Annotated in this window: 16 protein-coding genes; 11 read left to right on the top strand and 5 right to left on the bottom strand. The window is 72.8% G+C overall.

Features of this window, described 5'->3' with window-relative positions; genetic code table 11:
* Nucleotides 1-153: 153 nt before the first annotated feature.
* Both chpH and ACZ42A_RS31145 read left to right on the top strand, forming a co-directional pair.
* A complete protein-coding gene (chpH, locus tag ACZ42A_RS31150) occupies nt 154-387 on the top strand; it encodes a chaplin ChpH (protein WP_468530633.1) in 234 nt (77 codons plus the stop codon).
* A gap of 115 nt (nt 388-502) precedes the next feature.
* Nucleotides 503-1,531: a chaplin gene (locus ACZ42A_RS31145; protein ID WP_468530632.1), complete on the top strand. Its 1,029-nt coding sequence runs from the start codon at nt 503-505 to the stop codon at nt 1,529-1,531.
* Nucleotides 1,532-1,596: 65 nt separating this feature from the next.
* On the opposite strand, the gene ACZ42A_RS31140 is transcribed toward ACZ42A_RS31145, so the two are convergent.
* A complete protein-coding gene (locus ACZ42A_RS31140; protein ID WP_324940905.1) occupies nt 1,597-1,785 on the bottom strand; it encodes a DUF5703 family protein in 189 nt (62 codons plus the stop codon).
* Nucleotides 1,786-1,832: 47 nt separating this feature from the next.
* On the opposite strand from ACZ42A_RS31140, the gene ACZ42A_RS31135 reads away from it, so the two are divergent.
* Nucleotides 1,833-2,588, top strand: coding sequence for a hypothetical protein (locus ACZ42A_RS31135; RefSeq protein ID WP_468530631.1), 756 nt, complete (start codon nt 1,833-1,835; stop codon nt 2,586-2,588).
* Nucleotides 2,589-2,704: 116 nt separating this feature from the next.
* On the opposite strand, the gene ACZ42A_RS31130 is transcribed toward ACZ42A_RS31135, so the two are convergent.
* Nucleotides 2,705-5,014 (bottom strand): helix-hairpin-helix domain-containing protein, encoded by a 2,310-nt coding sequence (locus tag ACZ42A_RS31130; RefSeq protein ID WP_468530630.1) that lies wholly within the window; start codon nt 5,012-5,014, stop codon nt 2,705-2,707.
* Nucleotides 5,011-5,997, bottom strand: a complete 987-nt coding sequence (locus ACZ42A_RS31125; RefSeq protein WP_468530629.1) for an aldo/keto reductase — start codon at nt 5,995-5,997, stop codon at nt 5,011-5,013. The genes ACZ42A_RS31130 and ACZ42A_RS31125 overlap by 4 nt, the downstream gene beginning before the upstream one ends.
* Before the next feature lie 147 nt (nt 5,998-6,144).
* Between ACZ42A_RS31125 and ACZ42A_RS31120 the strand changes: the two genes are divergently transcribed.
* A complete protein-coding gene (locus tag ACZ42A_RS31120; protein WP_468530628.1) occupies nt 6,145-7,200 on the top strand; it encodes an LLM class F420-dependent oxidoreductase in 1,056 nt (351 codons plus the stop codon).
* A gap of 235 nt (nt 7,201-7,435) precedes the next feature.
* Complete coding sequence (locus ACZ42A_RS31115) at nt 7,436-8,224, top strand: ferritin-like domain-containing protein (protein WP_468530627.1); 789 nt, start codon at nt 7,436-7,438, stop codon at nt 8,222-8,224.
* A 7-nt stretch (nt 8,225-8,231) separates the two neighbouring features.
* Here ACZ42A_RS31115 and corA read toward each other — a convergent pair whose 3' ends face one another.
* Complete coding sequence (gene corA / locus ACZ42A_RS31110; protein ID WP_468530626.1) at nt 8,232-9,227, bottom strand: magnesium/cobalt transporter CorA; 996 nt, start codon at nt 9,225-9,227, stop codon at nt 8,232-8,234.
* Between the two features lie 62 nt (nt 9,228-9,289).
* Between corA and ACZ42A_RS31105 the strand changes: the two genes are divergently transcribed.
* The 5 genes from ACZ42A_RS31105 (at nt 9,290) to ACZ42A_RS31085 (ending at nt 13,886) form a co-directional block, all read left to right on the top strand.
* On the top strand, nt 9,290-9,976 hold the full coding sequence (locus ACZ42A_RS31105; RefSeq protein WP_468530625.1) for a histidine phosphatase family protein: 687 nt from the start codon (nt 9,290-9,292) through the stop codon (nt 9,974-9,976).
* A gap of 85 nt (nt 9,977-10,061) precedes the next feature.
* Nucleotides 10,062-10,652: a DUF3090 domain-containing protein gene (locus ACZ42A_RS31100; protein WP_468530624.1), complete on the top strand. Its 591-nt coding sequence runs from the start codon at nt 10,062-10,064 to the stop codon at nt 10,650-10,652.
* Nucleotides 10,616-11,434: an SCO1664 family protein gene (locus ACZ42A_RS31095; RefSeq protein ID WP_468530623.1), complete on the top strand. Its 819-nt coding sequence runs from the start codon at nt 10,616-10,618 to the stop codon at nt 11,432-11,434. The genes ACZ42A_RS31100 and ACZ42A_RS31095 overlap by 37 nt, the downstream gene beginning before the upstream one ends.
* Nucleotides 11,435-11,541: 107 nt before the next feature.
* Nucleotides 11,542-12,771 (top strand): cysteine--1-D-myo-inosityl 2-amino-2-deoxy-alpha-D-glucopyranoside ligase, encoded by a 1,230-nt coding sequence (gene mshC, locus ACZ42A_RS31090; RefSeq protein WP_468530622.1) that lies wholly within the window; start codon nt 11,542-11,544, stop codon nt 12,769-12,771.
* Nucleotides 12,772-12,929: 158 nt separating this feature from the next.
* The gene (locus tag ACZ42A_RS31085; protein WP_468530621.1) at nt 12,930-13,886 is read left to right on the top strand and encodes an SMP-30/gluconolactonase/LRE family protein; all 957 of its coding nucleotides are present in this window, start codon (nt 12,930-12,932) and stop codon (nt 13,884-13,886) included.
* 47 nt (nt 13,887-13,933) lie between these two features.
* Here ACZ42A_RS31085 and ACZ42A_RS31080 read toward each other — a convergent pair whose 3' ends face one another.
* The gene (locus tag ACZ42A_RS31080; protein ID WP_468530620.1) at nt 13,934-14,857 is read right to left on the bottom strand and encodes a PAC2 family protein; all 924 of its coding nucleotides are present in this window, start codon (nt 14,855-14,857) and stop codon (nt 13,934-13,936) included.
* A gap of 165 nt (nt 14,858-15,022) precedes the next feature.
* Here ACZ42A_RS31080 and ACZ42A_RS31075 point away from each other — a divergent pair, with 165 nt between their 5' ends.
* Nucleotides 15,023-15,355: an ArsR/SmtB family transcription factor gene (locus ACZ42A_RS31075; RefSeq protein ID WP_468530619.1), complete on the top strand. Its 333-nt coding sequence runs from the start codon at nt 15,023-15,025 to the stop codon at nt 15,353-15,355.
* Nucleotides 15,356-15,494 lie beyond the last annotated feature (139 nt).

The raw sequence follows: 15,494 nt of genomic DNA, 5'->3' as shown, positions 1-15,494 counted from the left end.
CCCGCTGAAACGAGACTTCACTTTTCGTCCGCGTGTACGGAACGGAGCTGGGAAGAGTGAATGCGCTCATAGGGTCGTAGCTCTATTAGTCCCTCCTCGTTTCTGATGATGCGATCCGAGGCTTGGATTCGCATTGCCAACTAGGAGGAATAAATGATCAAGAAGGTCGTCGCTGCTGCGGCCGCCACCGGTGGGCTCGTTCTGGCCGGCGCGGGCATGGCCGTCGCCGACGCCGGTGCCCAGGGTGCCGCCGTGCACTCCCCGGGTGTCGCGTCCGGCAACGTTGTTCAGGTGCCCGTGCACGTCCCGGTGAACGTCTGCGGCAACACGGTCTCGGTGATCGGGCTGCTGAACCCCGCCTTCGGCAACTACTGCGTCAACAAGTGACGTCGGGCCTCGCCTCATGAGGGTCTGAGCCCTTCGGCCCCGGAGCGCACGCCATGCGCTCCGGGGCCGAGCGCTCTGCCCGGTTCTGTCACGAAGTCGAAGGGGGATTCATCACATGCGACAGGCCACCCGCAAGGGCCTGATGACCGTGGCGGCCGCGACGGGGGTGATCGCCGCCGCGGGCGGGCAGGCGCAGGCGCACTCGGGCGCGAGCGGCGCCGCCTCCAACTCGCCCGGCGTGCTGTCCGGCAACAGCGTGCAGGCGCCGGTCCACGCACCGGTCAACGTCTGCGGTAACACCGTCAACGTCGTCGGGTTGCTCAACCCGGCGGCCGGCAACTCCTGCGGCAACCACAGTCACGGTCACGGTGACTCGGGGGGTTACGGAGACTCGAGCGGCTCCGGTGGCGGTGGCGCGCACGCGAGCGGACACGCGTCCGACTCGCCGGGCGTCGCCTCCGGCAACCACGTCCAGGCGCCGGTGTACGCGCCGGTCAACGCCTGCGGCAACAGCGTCGACGTCGTCGGGGTGCTCAACCCGGCGGCCGACAACTCCTGCGGCAACCACAGCCACAGCGGTCACAGCAGCCACGGCGGCGCGCACGCGGACGGACACACGTCCGACTCCCCGGGCGTCGGCTCCGGCAACCACGTCCAGGCGCCGATCCACGCGCCGGTCAACGTCTGCGGCAACAGCGTCGACATCATCGGCGTCGGCAACGCGACGTGGGGCAACGACTGCGCCAACGACGGCAGCGGCTCCGACGGCGGTCACACCACCCCGCCGGGAGACGACGGCGGTACGACGCCACCCGGCACGAACCCGCCGGGCGGGGAGCTCCCCGCGCACCCGCCGGAGACGACGCCCCCGGGCACCACCCCGCCGGGCACCCCGGAACAGCCCGGCACCCCGGGCAACCCGGTGACCCCCGGCACCCCGAGCACCCCGCCCGCCGTCGGTGACGCGACGCCGGGCGAGAACGGCTCCGGCAACCGGCCCGGCGCCCGGTCCGTCACCCAGCCTCAGGCCGACGCCCAGCTCGCGGACACCGGCAGCGGCCTGGTGGGGGCCGCGGCGTCCCTCGGCGCGGGAGCGCTGCTGGCGGGCGCCGTCCTCTACCGCAGGGCCCGCGCGTCCGCGTAACGCACACACCGGAAACGGAGCGGGCCCCGCCGATCGGCGGGGCCCGCTCCGTTTCGCCTCTCACCTCACCACGTGGCGCGCACCTGGCGGATGATCCGCCGGCGCAGCCGCACCTTGCGGCTGCCGTCGCGCAGCAGGCTCAGGCGGTGCAACTCCCAGTGTCCGTACTCGGCATGGTCCGTCAGCAGACGTGTGGCGTCCTTGCGGGAGACCCCGCGCGGTACGTACACGTCGACAAATTCGTATTCCGGCATCGCATCTATTGTGCGTGCTGGGGCCCGGTACGGATAGCGTCTGCAGTATGTCTGATGCTGCGCAGCCCACCGCTGCCGAGGTACGCGCCGCCGCCGAGGCGGTCAAGACCGCGCTCGACCGCCATCTCGCCGCGGTCGAACGCCGGTCGGGGGAGGACGACCCGGCCGTCTACGAGGCGTTCAACCAGCTGGCCGCGGCCGCAGAGGCGTACGACGAACTGCTCTACGACCGCTACGACGAGGTCACACCCTTCGAGATCCCCGGCGCGGAGGACTCGCTGCCGCCGTACACGGGGCCCGAGGAACCGAACGCGCTCAGTGTGCTGATCCGCCGCGACTACGCGGTGGCGGAACCACAGCGGCTGCTGGCGCAGGCCCAGCGGATCGAGGCGGTGGACGAGGGCGCGGACGCGGACGCCGCGGAGTCCGTCAACGGGGCGCTCGGCATCCTGTTCGGCGAGTTCGAACCGGACGAGATCGCCTCCCGGCACAAGGAGTTCGGCCTCGAGGAGGGCGACTCCACGCTGTGGGTGACCGCCGCGGACGAGCTGCCGGAGCCCGGCGAGTGGCTGTCGGCACCGTTCGAGACCGTCGACCCGCAGCGGGTGGTGTGCCGCTTCGACGTCAGCGCGGTCTTCGACGAGGACCTCGACCACGACGTGGACGACGATGTGGACGATGACCCGGAGGACCCCGACGAGCCCGACGACGCCGACTCCGACGATCTGGAGGAGGACGACGACCTGGATCTCGACGAGGACGAGGACGAGGAGGATCTGGAGCCGTTGGACGCCGACCGCTGACGAGTCCCACCGCTGACGCGTCGCACCGCTGACGTGGTCCACGCCACGCATCCCGCCGACGGCGGCACGGCGGCCACGGGGAAGCCCCCTGTGGCCGCCGTGCCGTGTCCGCCGGGCTACTCCGCCGCGGGCGTCTCGGGGCGCAGCAGGTCGGGCAGGCGGGTGGTGCGCGGCCTGGCCAGGCCCTCCGCGACGGCTCTCGGGAGGGCCTGCTCCACGCCGTGGACCACGGAGAGATGGCGTTCGGCCCGGCCGAAGGCGGTGTAGACCCAGGGCCGGGTCAGGGTCTGGGCGGCGTCGCCCGGCAGCACCACGACCACCGCGGGCCACCGGCCGCCCACCGCCTGGTGCGCGGTCAGCGCCCAGCCGTGCCGCACGCACTGCTCCACCCGCTCCCGCGGGACGACGACGGCCTCGCCGGCGCACGACAGACGCAGCCCGTCGGCGTCGGCCCCGACCACACGCCCCGGCAGCGTACGGCCGGGTGCGGGGGAGTAGGCGACCCGGTCGCCGGGGTCGAAGCCGCCGAAGCGCCCGGGGCCGGGGTTCAGCCGCTCCTTCAACGCGGCGTTCAGCGCGCGGGTGCCGGCCGCGCCGCCGTGGCCCGGCGTGATGACCACCGTCTCCTCGGCGGGCACGCCGATCGCCCGCGGCACCGAGTCGGCGACGAGCTGCACCGTCCGGTGCACGGCCTCGCCCGCGTCCCGCACCGGCACGATCACGATCTCCTTGCCGGGGGCCTCGACCTGGTGCAGCTCGCCGATGCCGATCCCGGACACCAGCTCGCCCAGCGGACCGGGATCCGGGCGCCGGGAGGCGATCTGCGGCACCCGGCGCGCCGCCAGCAGATCGGCGAACACCCGTCCCGGCCCGGCCGACCACAGCACCGCCGGGTCCCCGGACAGCACCAGCCGGGCCCCGTCCGGCAGCGACTCGACGAGCGACGCACCCGTCTCCACATCCAGCTGGGGCGCGTCCAGCACCACCAGCAGATCCAGGTCCAGCGCCCCGTCGGCGTCCCGGCCCGGTCCCTCGGCACCGGACAGCAGCCCCGCCACGGTGGCGACCCTGGCCTGTTCCGCGAACCGCCCCCGTCCCAGGGGGCTGTGCACGGCCGCCCAGGCCCGCAGTCCCAGCTCCCGCGCCGCGCCCAGCAGCTCCGCGGCCTCGGCACGGGACGCCTCGCCGCCCGTGTGCAGCACCAGGCCGTGCCCGGCGACCGCCCGGATCAGCTCGGCGGCGGAGCCCTGTGCCGCGGCGGCGGCCCGCTCCCACTCCGCGCCCGAACCGTCCTCCTTCGGCACCGAGTTGATCAGCCGGGCGAGTCCGTCGGCCAGGCTCTCCTCGGCCAGCGCGTACCGCTCCAGACCGACCAGCACCCGCACGGGCTCGCCCGCCGCCTCCTCGCCCTCCCCGGACTCGGACGCCGACTCGGCCGCGGACTCCTCCAGCCCGTCCTGGAACGCCAGCACCTCACCCTCCGCGAGGGCGCTCTGCACCGCCGCGTCCGGATCGGGGACGCCCCGCTGGGCCAGGGCCGCGGTCAGCGCCGGCATCTCCAGCGCGGTGTGCCCGGCCAGCGCCGCCTGCTCCAGCAGCCAGACGGTGACCGCCCGCAGCCGCCGCTCGTCGTCGGGGCCGCACTGCGCGCCCAGCAGCGCCCGCGCGAACCCGTCGGCCTGCTCCGGCCGCACCCCGGCGACCTTCAGCAGCAGCCACGGATCCGCCCGCAGCCGCTCCTGCGCGCCGTCCCCCAGCACGGCGGCGACCTGCGGCGCCAGTGCCTCGGGAGCACCGCCCTCGGCCAGCACCCGCCGGACCCCCTCGACCGTCTCCGCCGCGGGCGCGGCCACGACCGCCGGGGTCACCGGCTGGGTCCGCCGCACCGGCTCCGGCGCCGGCCGCCGCACCGGCGCCTCGGGCTCGGCGAAGACCGCGGCCACGGGCTTCTCCCCGCTCTCCACGGCCCGCACGGCGGCGAGCAGATCGGCCGCCTTCCCGCTCAGCTTGGCGCCGCTCTCGATGCGCCCCTTCTTCTCCGCCTTGCGCCGCTCGATCCGCTCCCGCTCCAACCGCTGAGCGGCCAGCTCCGCCTCGGCCTCGGACAGCTGCGACGCTTCACCCTCGGCCGGCTGCGCCCCCTCGGTCCCGTCGGTCCCGGCTTGCTCCGCGTCGTCGGCCCCGGTCCCATCGCCCTCGGCCGACTTTGCGTCGTCAGCGCCGGTCCCATCGCCCTCGGCCGACTGTGCGTCGTCAGCCCCGGTCCCGCCGGCCTCGGTCGACTGCGTGTCGTCGGCTTCGTCGGCCTCCGCTGCCCCGGACCCCCGCGCCCCCTCCGTCTCCTCCACCTCGGGGATGCCGCCCTCCGCCGCGGCGCCCGGCGTCTCCTGCGCGGCGTCCTCGGTGGTCTCCGGCTCCGTGCTCACAGCGTGCTCCAGTCGTGATCGGGATAGCGGTGCACGGGCGCCGACACATCGTCGAGCGCCCGGCAGATCTCGTCAGGAAGACTAAGGGCCTCCACTGACAATGCCGCCGTGAGCTGCTGCGCGTTGCGCGCGCCGACGATCGGCGCGGCCACTCCGGGCCGGTCGCGCACCCAGGCGAGCGCCACCTGCAAGGGCGTCACCGCGAGCCCGTCCGCCGCGGTCGTCACGGCGTCCACGATCCGGCCGGCCGTGTCGTCCAGGTACGGCTCCACGAACGGCGCCAGATGCTCGGACGCACCGCGCGAGTCCGGCGGCATGGCGTCGTTGCGGTACTTCCCCGTCAGCACGCCGCGCCCCAGCGGCGAGGACGGCAGCAGCCCGATCCCCAGATCGATCGCCGCGGGCAGCACCTCCCGCTCGACCCCGCGCTGCAGCAGCGAGTACTCCATCTGCGTACTGGCCAGCCGGGTCCGCGCGCCCGGCGCGGCCAGCTGCCAGGTCGCCGCCTTCGCGAGCTGCCACCCGCAGAAATTGGACACTCCCGCGTACCGCACCCGCCCGCTGCTCACCGCCAGATCCAGCGCCTGAAGCGTCTCCTCCAGCGGCGTGTCGGGATCGAAGGCGTGAACGTGCCACACGTCGACGTAGTCGGTGCCCAGCCGCGCCAGGGAGGCGTCCAGCGCGGCCAGCAGATGCCCGCGTGACCCGTCGAACCGCCGATCGGGATCCGGAACGCTCCCGGCCTTGGTGGAGATCACCAGATCGCGCCGCGGCACCAGCCCGTCTATCAGGCGCCCGAGCAGATACTCGGCCTCCCCGTCCCCATACACATCCGCCGTGTCGACGAGCGTCCCGCCCGCTTCCCAGAACGTCTTCAAGAGGTCCGCGGCGTCATGCTCGTCGGTGTCCCGGCCCCACGTCAGGGTGCCAAGGCCGATACGGGACACGCGAAGGCCGGTGCGGCCGAGATGCCTCTGCTCCATGTCCGCCGAGATTACTGGCCAGAACTGGTGCCGTGGGTTGCCTGTGGACAACCGATTTCCCCGGCGTCCACCCGTACGGGCCGCCCAGGGCGTGCCACCCGGTAGGGTCGACCCACCAGGGACGTTACTCATCAGTAAGGGGAAGGCATGCAGCTCGGCATCAACCTCGGCTACTGGGGCGCCGGAATGGACGCGGACAACCTCGCCGTCGCCCAGGAGGCCGACCGCCTCGGCTACGCGGTCTGCTGGGCCGCCGAGGCCTACGGCTCGGACGCCGCGACCGTGCTCACCTGGGTCGCCGCCCAGACCACCCGGATCGACGTCGGCTCGGCCATCTTCCAGATCCCCGCCCGCCAGCCCGCGATGACCGCGATGACGGCGGCCACCCTCGACTCCCTCTCCGGCGGCCGCTTCCGCCTCGGCCTCGGCGTCTCCGGTCCCCAGGTCTCCGAGGGCTGGTACGGCGTCAAGTTCGACAAGCCGCTCTCCCGCACCCGCGAGTACGTCGAGATCGTCCGCAAGGCCATGTCCCGTGAACGCCTCACCCACGACGGCGAGCACTGGACCCTGCCCCTCCCCGGCGGCCCCGGCAAGCCCATCAAGCTCACCGTCCACCCCCAGCGCGAGCACATCCCGCTCTACATCGCCGCGATCGGCCCCAAGAACCTGGAACAGACCGGCGAGATCGCCGACGGCGCCCTGCTGATCTTCCCCTCCGCCGACCACCTCGAGGACACCGCGATCAAGCACCTGCGCGCGGGCCGCGAGAAGGCCGGCAAGACCCTCGACGGCTTCGACGTCTGCCCGACCCTCCCGCTCGCCCTCGGCGACGACAAGGACGTCACCACGCTCGCCGACACCTTCCGTCCCTACACCGCCCTGTACGTCGGCGGCATGGGCAGCCGCAAGCAGAACTTCTACAACCAGCTCGCCCAGCGCATGGGCTACGAGCAGGAGGCCGCCGAGATCCAGGACAAGTACCTGTCCGGCGACAAGCAGGGCGCCGCGGCCGCCGTCCCGCACGACCTGATCGACAAGACGACCCTGCTCGGCTCGGTCGACCGCATCGCCGACCGGATGAAGGCCTACGCCGAGGCCGGAGTCACCACGCTCACCCTCGCCCCCGCGGGCTTCACTCTCGACGAGCGGATCGCCTCGCTCCGGGCGGGCACCGAGGCCCTGGAGCGCGCCGGCCTCGCGTAGCGCCACCGGCAACCGCTCGACCGCCGGAGGTTCCACGGCCGTGGTGGGGGCTCGGGGTCTACCCCGCCACGGCCGTCACGCGGAACAACGCGCCGCCCCGCGCGCGGTTACGCCTCCGGCACACCCCAGGGCTCCTTCTTTCGGCGGAGATGTCCGACCGACCTGTTGCAGCACCTCTCGCGCCGCATTTGACTCGTTCTTTGCGGCCTGCGGAATCTGCAGAGAGGTGCTCCAGATGCTTTCGGCCAAGAGTCTGTTCCAGGAGATCCTCGACAACGACGAGTCCTACGCCCTGTTCTGCTCCATCGCCGCCAGCGGAGAGACACAGGGCGGCTGGGAGAACGCCCGCATCGCCACGCTCGTTCCCGCGAGCGAGCGCGCCCTCGCCCCCAAGATCACCCGCCACGGCGCCGACGAGGACAAGCACGGACGCATCTTCAACGCCCTGATGAAGAAGCGCGGCCTCGAGCCCGTCCCCGTCCCGCCCGAGACCGACTACACGATGCTGCTGGAGCGCGCCGGCATCGGCCTCGCCCACGACAAGCTCAAGCGCGACGAACCCCTCACCGTCCAGGACATCGTCACCTACCTCGCGCACAGCCGGGTCACCGAACAGCGCGCCTCCGAGCAGATGGAGCTGCTCCGCAAGCACTTCGCCGACCACCCGGACCTCGGCCGGGCGGTCAGGATGATCTCCAACGACGAGGACAACCACCTCGCCTACTGCCACGAGGAACTGCTCCGCTTCGCCCAGGCCGGCCACGGCCGGGCCATCCAGCGCACCCTGCGCGAATGCGCGCTCGCCGAGATCCGTATCTACCGGGACGTCAGCCTCGCCGTCATGGCCCACATGGGCCGCATCCTCCGCTGGCCCAGGCCCAAGTCCGCGGTGCTCGCGGCCGGCATCCACGCGGTCTACGCCTACGAACGCCTCGGCGGCTGGCGGCGCATGGTCTCCCTGCGGACGCCGGAACGCCGCAACGCCCTGGGCGGCCCCGCGGAGGCGGCCCCGGAATTCGCGTGAGGCCCCCTCACATCCACCCGCGCCCCTTGAACAACCGGTAGAGCGCCACCTCCAGGGCGGCCATGACCGCGATCACCGCCGGATAGGACCACGTCCAGTGCAGCTCCGGCATGTGGTCGAAGTTCATGCCGTAGATCCCCGCGATCATCGTGGGGACCGCGGCCATGGCCGCCCACGCGGAGATCTTCCGCATATCGTCGTTCTGCCGCACGCTCATCTGCGCCAGATGCGCCGACAACACGTCGGACACCAGCCGGTCCAGCCCCTCCACGGACTCGTTCACGCGCGTGAGATGGTCCTGTACGTCCCGGAAGAACGGCCGCGCCCTGTCGTTCACGAACGGCACCGCCCCGCCGAACGGCCCGGTTCCCGCCAGCCGGTTCAGCGGCAGCGTCAGCGGGCCGGTGGCCCTCCGGAACTCCAGGATCTGCCGCTTGAAGCCGTAGATCCGCGAGGCGGCGTACCGGGAGCCGCCGCCCTCCGGCGAGAACACCTCCGCCTCCAGCTCCTCCAGGTCGTTCTGCAGCTCGCCCGCGACGTCCAGATAGTGGTCGACGACGGCGTCGGCGATGCCGTAGAGCACCGCCGTAGGGCCCTTGCCCAGCATCTCCGGCTCCCGCTCCAGCCGCTGCCGTACGGCGGCCAGCGGCGCGCCCTCGCCGTGCCGCACGGTCACCACGAACGCGTCGCCGAGGAAGACCATGACCTCGCCGGAGGACACCGCGTCGCTCTCCGGCTCGTACACCACCGGCTTCAGCACCAGGAACAGCGAGTCGTCGTACACCTCCAGCTTGGGCCGCTGGTGGGCCTTCAGGGCGTCCTCGACGGCCAGCGGATGCAGCCCGAACTCCTCGGTGACCAGCCCGAACTCCCCGGGGCTCGGCTCGTGCAGCCCGATCCACACGAACCCGCCCGCCGCCCGCGCCTCGGCCAGGGCGTCGGAGAGGTCCGCGGGCCCGTCCGCGCGATGCCCGTCCCGGTAGATGGCGCAATCGACGATCACGGAGCGCATTCTCCCCTCGCCTCCACGCCACCGCAGCCCGGCGTACGCCTACGCTGGGCGGCATGCCCACGCTGATCCTCGTCCGGCACGGACGTTCCACCGCCAACACCGAGGGACTGCTCGCCGGCTGGACGCCCGGCGTGCGGCTCGACGAGCGCGGCGCCGCACAGGCCGCCGCCCTGCCCGCGCGCCTCGCCGGGCTGCCGCTCGCCGAGGTCGTCACCAGCCCGCTCGAGCGTTGCCAGGAGACGATCCGGCCACTGCTCGACGCCCGCCCCGGCCTGACCGCGCACACCGACGAACGGATCGGCGAGTGCCACTACGGCGACTGGTCCGGCCGCAAGCTCGCCGAGCTCAAGGACGAGCCGCTCATGGAAGTGGTGCAGGCGCATCCGTCGGCCGCGCAGTTCCCCGGCGGCGAGTCGATGCGCGCCATGCAGACCCGCGCCGCCGAGGCCGTACGCGAGTGGAACGCGCGCGTGGAGCGCGATCACGGGCCTGACGCGGTGTACTTGATGTGTTCGCACGGCGACATCATCAAGTCGCTCGTGGCGGACGCCCTCGGACTCCATCTCGACCTCTTCCAGCGGATCGCCGTCGAACCGTGTTCCATCACGGCGATCCGCTACACCCGGCTGCGCCCCTTTCTCGTCCGCCTCGGCGACACCGGCGACTTCGCGTCCCTGGTGCCGCGCGAGGAGCCGCCGGCCGAGGACGCACCTGTCGGGGGCGGTGCGGGCGCACCGTGATCGTCGGCCGCAGTAGGGTGAAGCGGTCAGTCGGTCCCGAAGTCGATGCCGATCCACAAGTCCAGACGATTCCAGGAGACAGGACGTGTCCCGTCAGGTGTTCCTCTACGACCCACCGGACCGCTTCGTGGCCGGCACGGTCGGACTGCCCGGGCGCCGTACCTTCTTCCTCCAGGCCACCGCCGGCTCCCGGGTGACCAGCGTGGCCCTCGAGAAGACACAGGTCGCCGCGCTCGCCGAGCGCATGGACGAACTCCTCGACGAGGTCGTACGGCGCAGCGGCGGCAGCGCCGCCGTGCCGGCCGTCGCCCCCGCCGAGATCACCGACACCGCCCCGCTGGACACCCCCGTCGAGGAGGAGTTCCGGGTCGGCACCATGGCCCTCGCCTGGGACGGCGAGGAGCAGCGCATGATCGTCGAGGCGCAGGCCCTCGTAGAGATCGACGCCGACTCCGACGAGGATCTCGCCGAGGCCGAGGAGCGGCTGCTCCAGGACGAGGAGAACGGGCCCCCGATGCTGCGGGTCCGGCTCACCGGCGCCCAGGCCAGAGCCTTCGCCAAGCGCGCCCTCGACGTCGTCAACGCCGGCCGGCCGCCCTGCCCGCTGTGCAGCCTGCCGCTCGACCCGGAAGGACACGTATGTCCGCGCCAGAACGGATACCGCCGCGGAGCCTGACGTCGGCGGACCTGCTCGCCGAGGGCGAGCTGACCGTCCGCGGACGCATCCGGGAGGCCTCCAACGCGGCCCTCTACTGCACGGTGACGTACGACGGCCAGGAGGCGGCCTGCGTCTACAAGCCCGTCGCCGGGGAGCGCCCGCTGTGGGACTTCCCGGACGGCACGCTCGCCGGCCGCGAGGTGGCCGCCTACCTGGTCTCCGAGGCCACCGGCTGGGGCCTGGTGCCGCCGACGGTGCTGCGCGACGGCCCGTACGGCGAGGGCATGGTCCAGCTGTGGATCGAGGCCGTCCAGGGCGACGGGCTGCTGGCCCTCGTCGACGGCGAGGAGCCGGAACCGGGCTGGAAGGCGATCGGTTTCGCCGAGGTGGGGGAGGGGCGCACCGCGCTGCTGGTGCACGCCGACGACGAGCGGCTGCGGCGGCTCGCCGTGCTCGACGCGGTGATCAACAACGCCGACCGCAAGGGCGGCCATCTGCTGCCCGCCGGGGACGGCCGGCTCTACGGCATCGACCACGGCGTCACCTTCAACGTCGACGACAAGCTGCGCACCCTGCTGTGGGGCTGGGCCGGGGAAGCGCTCACCGAGGAGGCCGTCACGGTCCTCGGCGGGCTCCGGGAGCAGCTGCGGGAGGGCGGGACGCTCGCCGAACGCCTCGCCGGCCTGATCACCGCGGCCGAGCTGGACGCCACGCGCGCGCGGGTCGACGCGCTGCTCACCACCGGCGTCCACCCGGAGCCCAGCGGGGAGTGGCCCGCCATCCCCTGGCCGCCGGTGTGACGCACACCTCGCCCGGCACATCCGCCGGGAACGCGCAAGAGCGCCTTCCCGGCCATCCGGCCTGGTCCGGTTCGTATACGGAACTCCAGTCCGGTTAGGCTCAAGACATGCATGCCTGGCCCGCTTCCGAGGTCCCCGCCCTGCCTGGTCAGGGCCGCGACCTGAGGATCCACGACACCGCGACCGGCACCCTGGTCACCCTCGATCCCGGTCCCGTCGCCCGTATCTACGTCTGCGGCATCACCCCGTACGACGCGACCCACCTGGGTCACGCGGCGACCTACAACGCGTTCGACCTCGTTCAGCGCGTCTGGCTGGACACCAAGCGGCAGGTCCACTACGTCCAGAACGTCACCGACGTCGACGATCCGCTGCTGGAGCGGGCGCAGCGCGACAACGTCGACTGGGTCGCGCTCGCCGAGAAGGAGACCGCCCTCTTCCGCGAGGACATGACCGCCCTGCGCATGCTGCCGCCGCGGCACTACATCGGCGCGGTCGAGGCGATACCCGGCATCGTGCCGCTGGTGGAACGCCTGCGCGACATGGGTGCCGCCTACGAGCTCGAGGGCGACATCTACTTCTCCGTCGAGGCCGACCCGCACTTCGGCCAGGTCTCGAACCTCGACGCCGCCGCGATGCGGCTGCTCTCCGCCGAGCGGGGCGGTGACCCGGACCGGCCGGGCAAGAAGAACCCGCTCGACCCGATGCTCTGGATGGCCGCCCGGCCCGGCGAGCCCAGCTGGGACGGCGGCTCGCTGGGGCCCGGTCGCCCCGGCTGGCACATCGAGTGCGTCGCCATCGCCCTCGACCACCTCGGGATGGGCTTCGACGTCCAGGGCGGCGGCTCCGACCTCGCCTTCCCGCACCACGAGATGGGCGCCTCGCACGCCCAGGTGCTGACCGGCGAGTTCCCCATGGCCACGGCGTATGTGCACGCCGGCATGGTCGCCCTGCACGGCGAGAAGATGTCCAAGTCCAAGGGCAACCTGGTCTTCGTCTCCCAGCTGCGCCGCGACGGCGTCGACCCGGCCGCCATCCGGCTCTCGCTGCTCTCCCACCACTACCGCTCCGACTGGGAGTGGACCGACCAGGTGCTGCGGGACGCCGAGGCCCGGCTGGCGCGCTGGCGGTCCGCCGTCTCCCGGCCCGACGGGCCGGGCGCCGACGCCCTCGTCGAGGAGATCCGCGAGGCCCTGGCCAACGATCTCGACGCCCCGGCCGCGCTGGCCGCCGTCGACCGCTGGGCCGCCCTCCAGCACGAACAGGGCGGCGAGGACACCGGCGCGCCCGGCGTCGTCTCCCGCGCGGTGGACGCGCTGCTCGGCGTGGCGCTCTGACGTCCGTGTCCGGGGCGCCGCTGAGGCGGCGCCCCGGCTCAACTCGCCCGAGAACAAGCGGAATCGGCTCTCGGGTGCCCTCCGCCCTGTGATGGGGTGGAAGCGTTTGCTGACCGTTCGGCCGGCCGTTCGGGCCGGCCCTCGCGGAAGGACGCACAGTGGCACCCACGGACCGTTCCTTCGCACGGCGAAGACTGCTCACCACGACCGCCGCCCTCACCGGGGCGGCGCTGCTCGGCGGCACCGCGCACGCGGCCGGGACCCCGGCCGCGACCTGGCCCGCCCGCTTCCCGCTGCCCGACGGCTTCCGGCCCGAGGGCATCACCATCGGCGCGGAACCGTACGCCTACGTCGGCTCGCTCGCGGGCGGCGACGTCTACCGGGCGAGCCTGGCCACCGGCCGCGGCCGGATCGTCCACCGCGGACTCGGCCCGGACCGTCCCGTCGTAGGCCTCAAGATCGACCGGTACGGGCGGCTCTTCCTCGCCGGCGGCTCCGGCGGCGACCTGCGCACCGTCGACGCCCGCACCGGAGAGATCGAGCGGATCGAGAACGTCGGCGGCACCTTCGTCAACGACGTCGTCCTCACCCCGGGCGCCGCCTGGTTCACCGACTCCTTCCTGCCCCGGCTCTACCGGCTCGCCCTCGGCCGCGACGGCGCCCCGCGGGGCGTGCAGACCGTGCCGCTGAGCGGCGACTGGGAACAGGGCCCCGACTTCACCGCCAACGGCGTCGAGCGCACCCCCGACGGCAGCGCCCTGCTGGTGGTGAACGCCTTCGCGGGCGGCGGCAGCCTCATGCGGATCGACCCGCGCACCGGCGCCGCCCGCGTCGTCGACCTCGGCGGCGCGCCGCTGCCGAACGGCGACGGACTGCTGCTGCTCGGCCGCACCCTCTACGTCGTCCAGCAGTGGCAGAACGCGATCGACGTCTTCCGGCTGAACTCCGCCGGCACCCGCGGCACCCTGATCACCCGCATCACCGATCCGCGGTTCCGCATCCCGACCACGGCCGCCGCCTGGGGCGACCGCCTCTATCTGCCCAACGCGCGCTTCGACGTGGACCCGCCGCTCCCCGACACCGAGTTCGACGCGGTGGCCGTGCCGCAGGTGTGAGAAAGGGCGGTGCGGACACACCCCGCACCGCCCTCCTCCGGGAGCCCTCAGTCCTCCGACGATTCCCCGTCGTCCGTGCCCGGCTTCGGCGGCATCGGCGGGCGCGTGCGGTCGCCCGGGTTGTCCCGGCCGCCGTCCCGGCGCCGCAGATACCGCTCGAACTCGCGCGCGATCGCCTCGCCCGACGCCTCCGGCAGCTCGGCGGTGTCCCGGGCCTCCTCCAGCGTCTGCACGTACTCGGCGACCTCGCTGTCCTCGGCGGCCAGCTGGTCCACGCCGAGCTGCCAGGCGCGCGCGTCCTCCGGCAGCTCGCCCAGCGGGATGCGGACGTCGATCAGGTCCTCCAGGCGGTTGAGGAGGGCCAGCGTCGCCTTCGGGTTGGGCGGCTGCGACACGTAGTGCGGTACCGCGGCCCAGAGGCTGACGGCCGGTACGCCCGCGTGCGTGCACGCCTCCTGGAGGACGCCGACGATGCCCGTCGGGCCCTCGTACTTGGTCTCCTCCAGGTCCATCCGGCGGGCCAGGTCCGGGTCGGACGTGGTCCCGCTGATCGGAACCGGACGGGTGTGCGGGGTGTCGCCGAGCAGGGCGCCCAGGATGACCACCAGCTCCACGCCCAGCTCGTGGGCGAAGCCCAGCAGCTCGTTGCAGAACGAGCGCCAGCGCATGGACGGTTCGATCCCGCGCACCAGCACCAGGTCACGCGGCTTCTCGCCGCCGACCCGGACCACCGACAGCCGGGTCGTCGGCCAGGTGATCTTGCGTACGCCGCCGTCCATGAACACCGTGGGACGGTTCACCTGGAAGTCGTAGTAGTCCTCGGCGTCCAGCGCCGCGAACACCTCGCCCTTCCACTCACGTTCCAGATGCGCGACCGCGGTGGAGGCGGCGTCGCCGGCATCGTTCCAGCCCTCGAACGCGGCCACCATGACCGGGTCGATCAGCTCGGGAACCCCCTCGAGCTCGATCACCCAGTGCCTCCTTCCGACGTGCCCTCGCTTGACGTCCCAACCTTACGGCGTGCGGCGCGGGCGCCCGCAGCCCCCTTGCACGGGGGAGTGAACGGATCACTGCCCCGATCGCCACCCGGGAACACCCGGCGATCCGTACCGTCCCCCGGCCTATACTCCGGACCCATGGCCGACGCAGCGATCTCACCGGACCCGGGGCTGGTCGACGCGCTGCGCGCGCTGTCGAACCCTGTGCGGTTGCAGCTGCTCCAGTGGCTGCGGGAACCCGAGCGCCACTTCCCCATGGAGGCGGCCATCGCCGACCCGGCGGAGGTCGGGGTGTGCGTGAGCCATATCCAGGCCAAGGCGGGGCTCGCCCAGTCGACGGTGTCGGCGTATCTGGCCGAACTGCAGCGGGCGGGGCTGGTGCGGGCGACGCGCGTCGGCAAGTGGACCCACTACAAGCGGGACGAGGAACGGATCGCCGCGCTCGTCGAGCAACTGGGCCGCACGCTCTAGTCGTTGAGGTGTCGTCACTTCTCCGGGGCCGCCTGTTGGACTTCATATCGAGTATCTGCGATATTCCGATGCGTGCGACGTGTGCGACGTGTGCGGCGCGCACGACGCGTACGCAGGTGACGCAGGGAACACGAGGGGG

The sequence above is a fragment of the Streptomyces sp. NPDC030838 genome (assembly GCF_055572035.1).
This window is presented reverse-complemented; position numbering and strand designations above follow the sequence as displayed.

Coding starts and splice junctions, on each gene's coding strand:
- chpH (WP_468530633.1), top strand. CDS start 154: ATGATCAAGAAGGTCGTCGCTGCTGCGGCCGCCACCGGTGGGCTCGTT.
- ACZ42A_RS31145 (WP_468530632.1), top strand. CDS start 503: ATGCGACAGGCCACCCGCAAGGGCCTGATGACCGTGGCGGCCGCGACG.
- ACZ42A_RS31140 (WP_324940905.1), bottom strand. CDS start 1,785: ATGCCGGAATACGAATTTGTCGACGTGTACGTACCGCGCGGGGTCTCC.
- ACZ42A_RS31135 (WP_468530631.1), top strand. CDS start 1,833: ATGTCTGATGCTGCGCAGCCCACCGCTGCCGAGGTACGCGCCGCCGCC.
- ACZ42A_RS31125 (WP_468530629.1), bottom strand. CDS start 5,997: ATGGAGCAGAGGCATCTCGGCCGCACCGGCCTTCGCGTGTCCCGTATC.
- ACZ42A_RS31120 (WP_468530628.1), top strand. CDS start 6,145: ATGCAGCTCGGCATCAACCTCGGCTACTGGGGCGCCGGAATGGACGCG.
- ACZ42A_RS31115 (WP_468530627.1), top strand. CDS start 7,436: ATGCTTTCGGCCAAGAGTCTGTTCCAGGAGATCCTCGACAACGACGAG.
- ACZ42A_RS31105 (WP_468530625.1), top strand. CDS start 9,290: ATGCCCACGCTGATCCTCGTCCGGCACGGACGTTCCACCGCCAACACC.
- ACZ42A_RS31095 (WP_468530623.1), top strand. CDS start 10,616: ATGTCCGCGCCAGAACGGATACCGCCGCGGAGCCTGACGTCGGCGGAC.
- mshC (WP_468530622.1), top strand. CDS start 11,542: ATGCATGCCTGGCCCGCTTCCGAGGTCCCCGCCCTGCCTGGTCAGGGC.
- ACZ42A_RS31075 (WP_468530619.1), top strand. CDS start 15,023: ATGGCCGACGCAGCGATCTCACCGGACCCGGGGCTGGTCGACGCGCTG.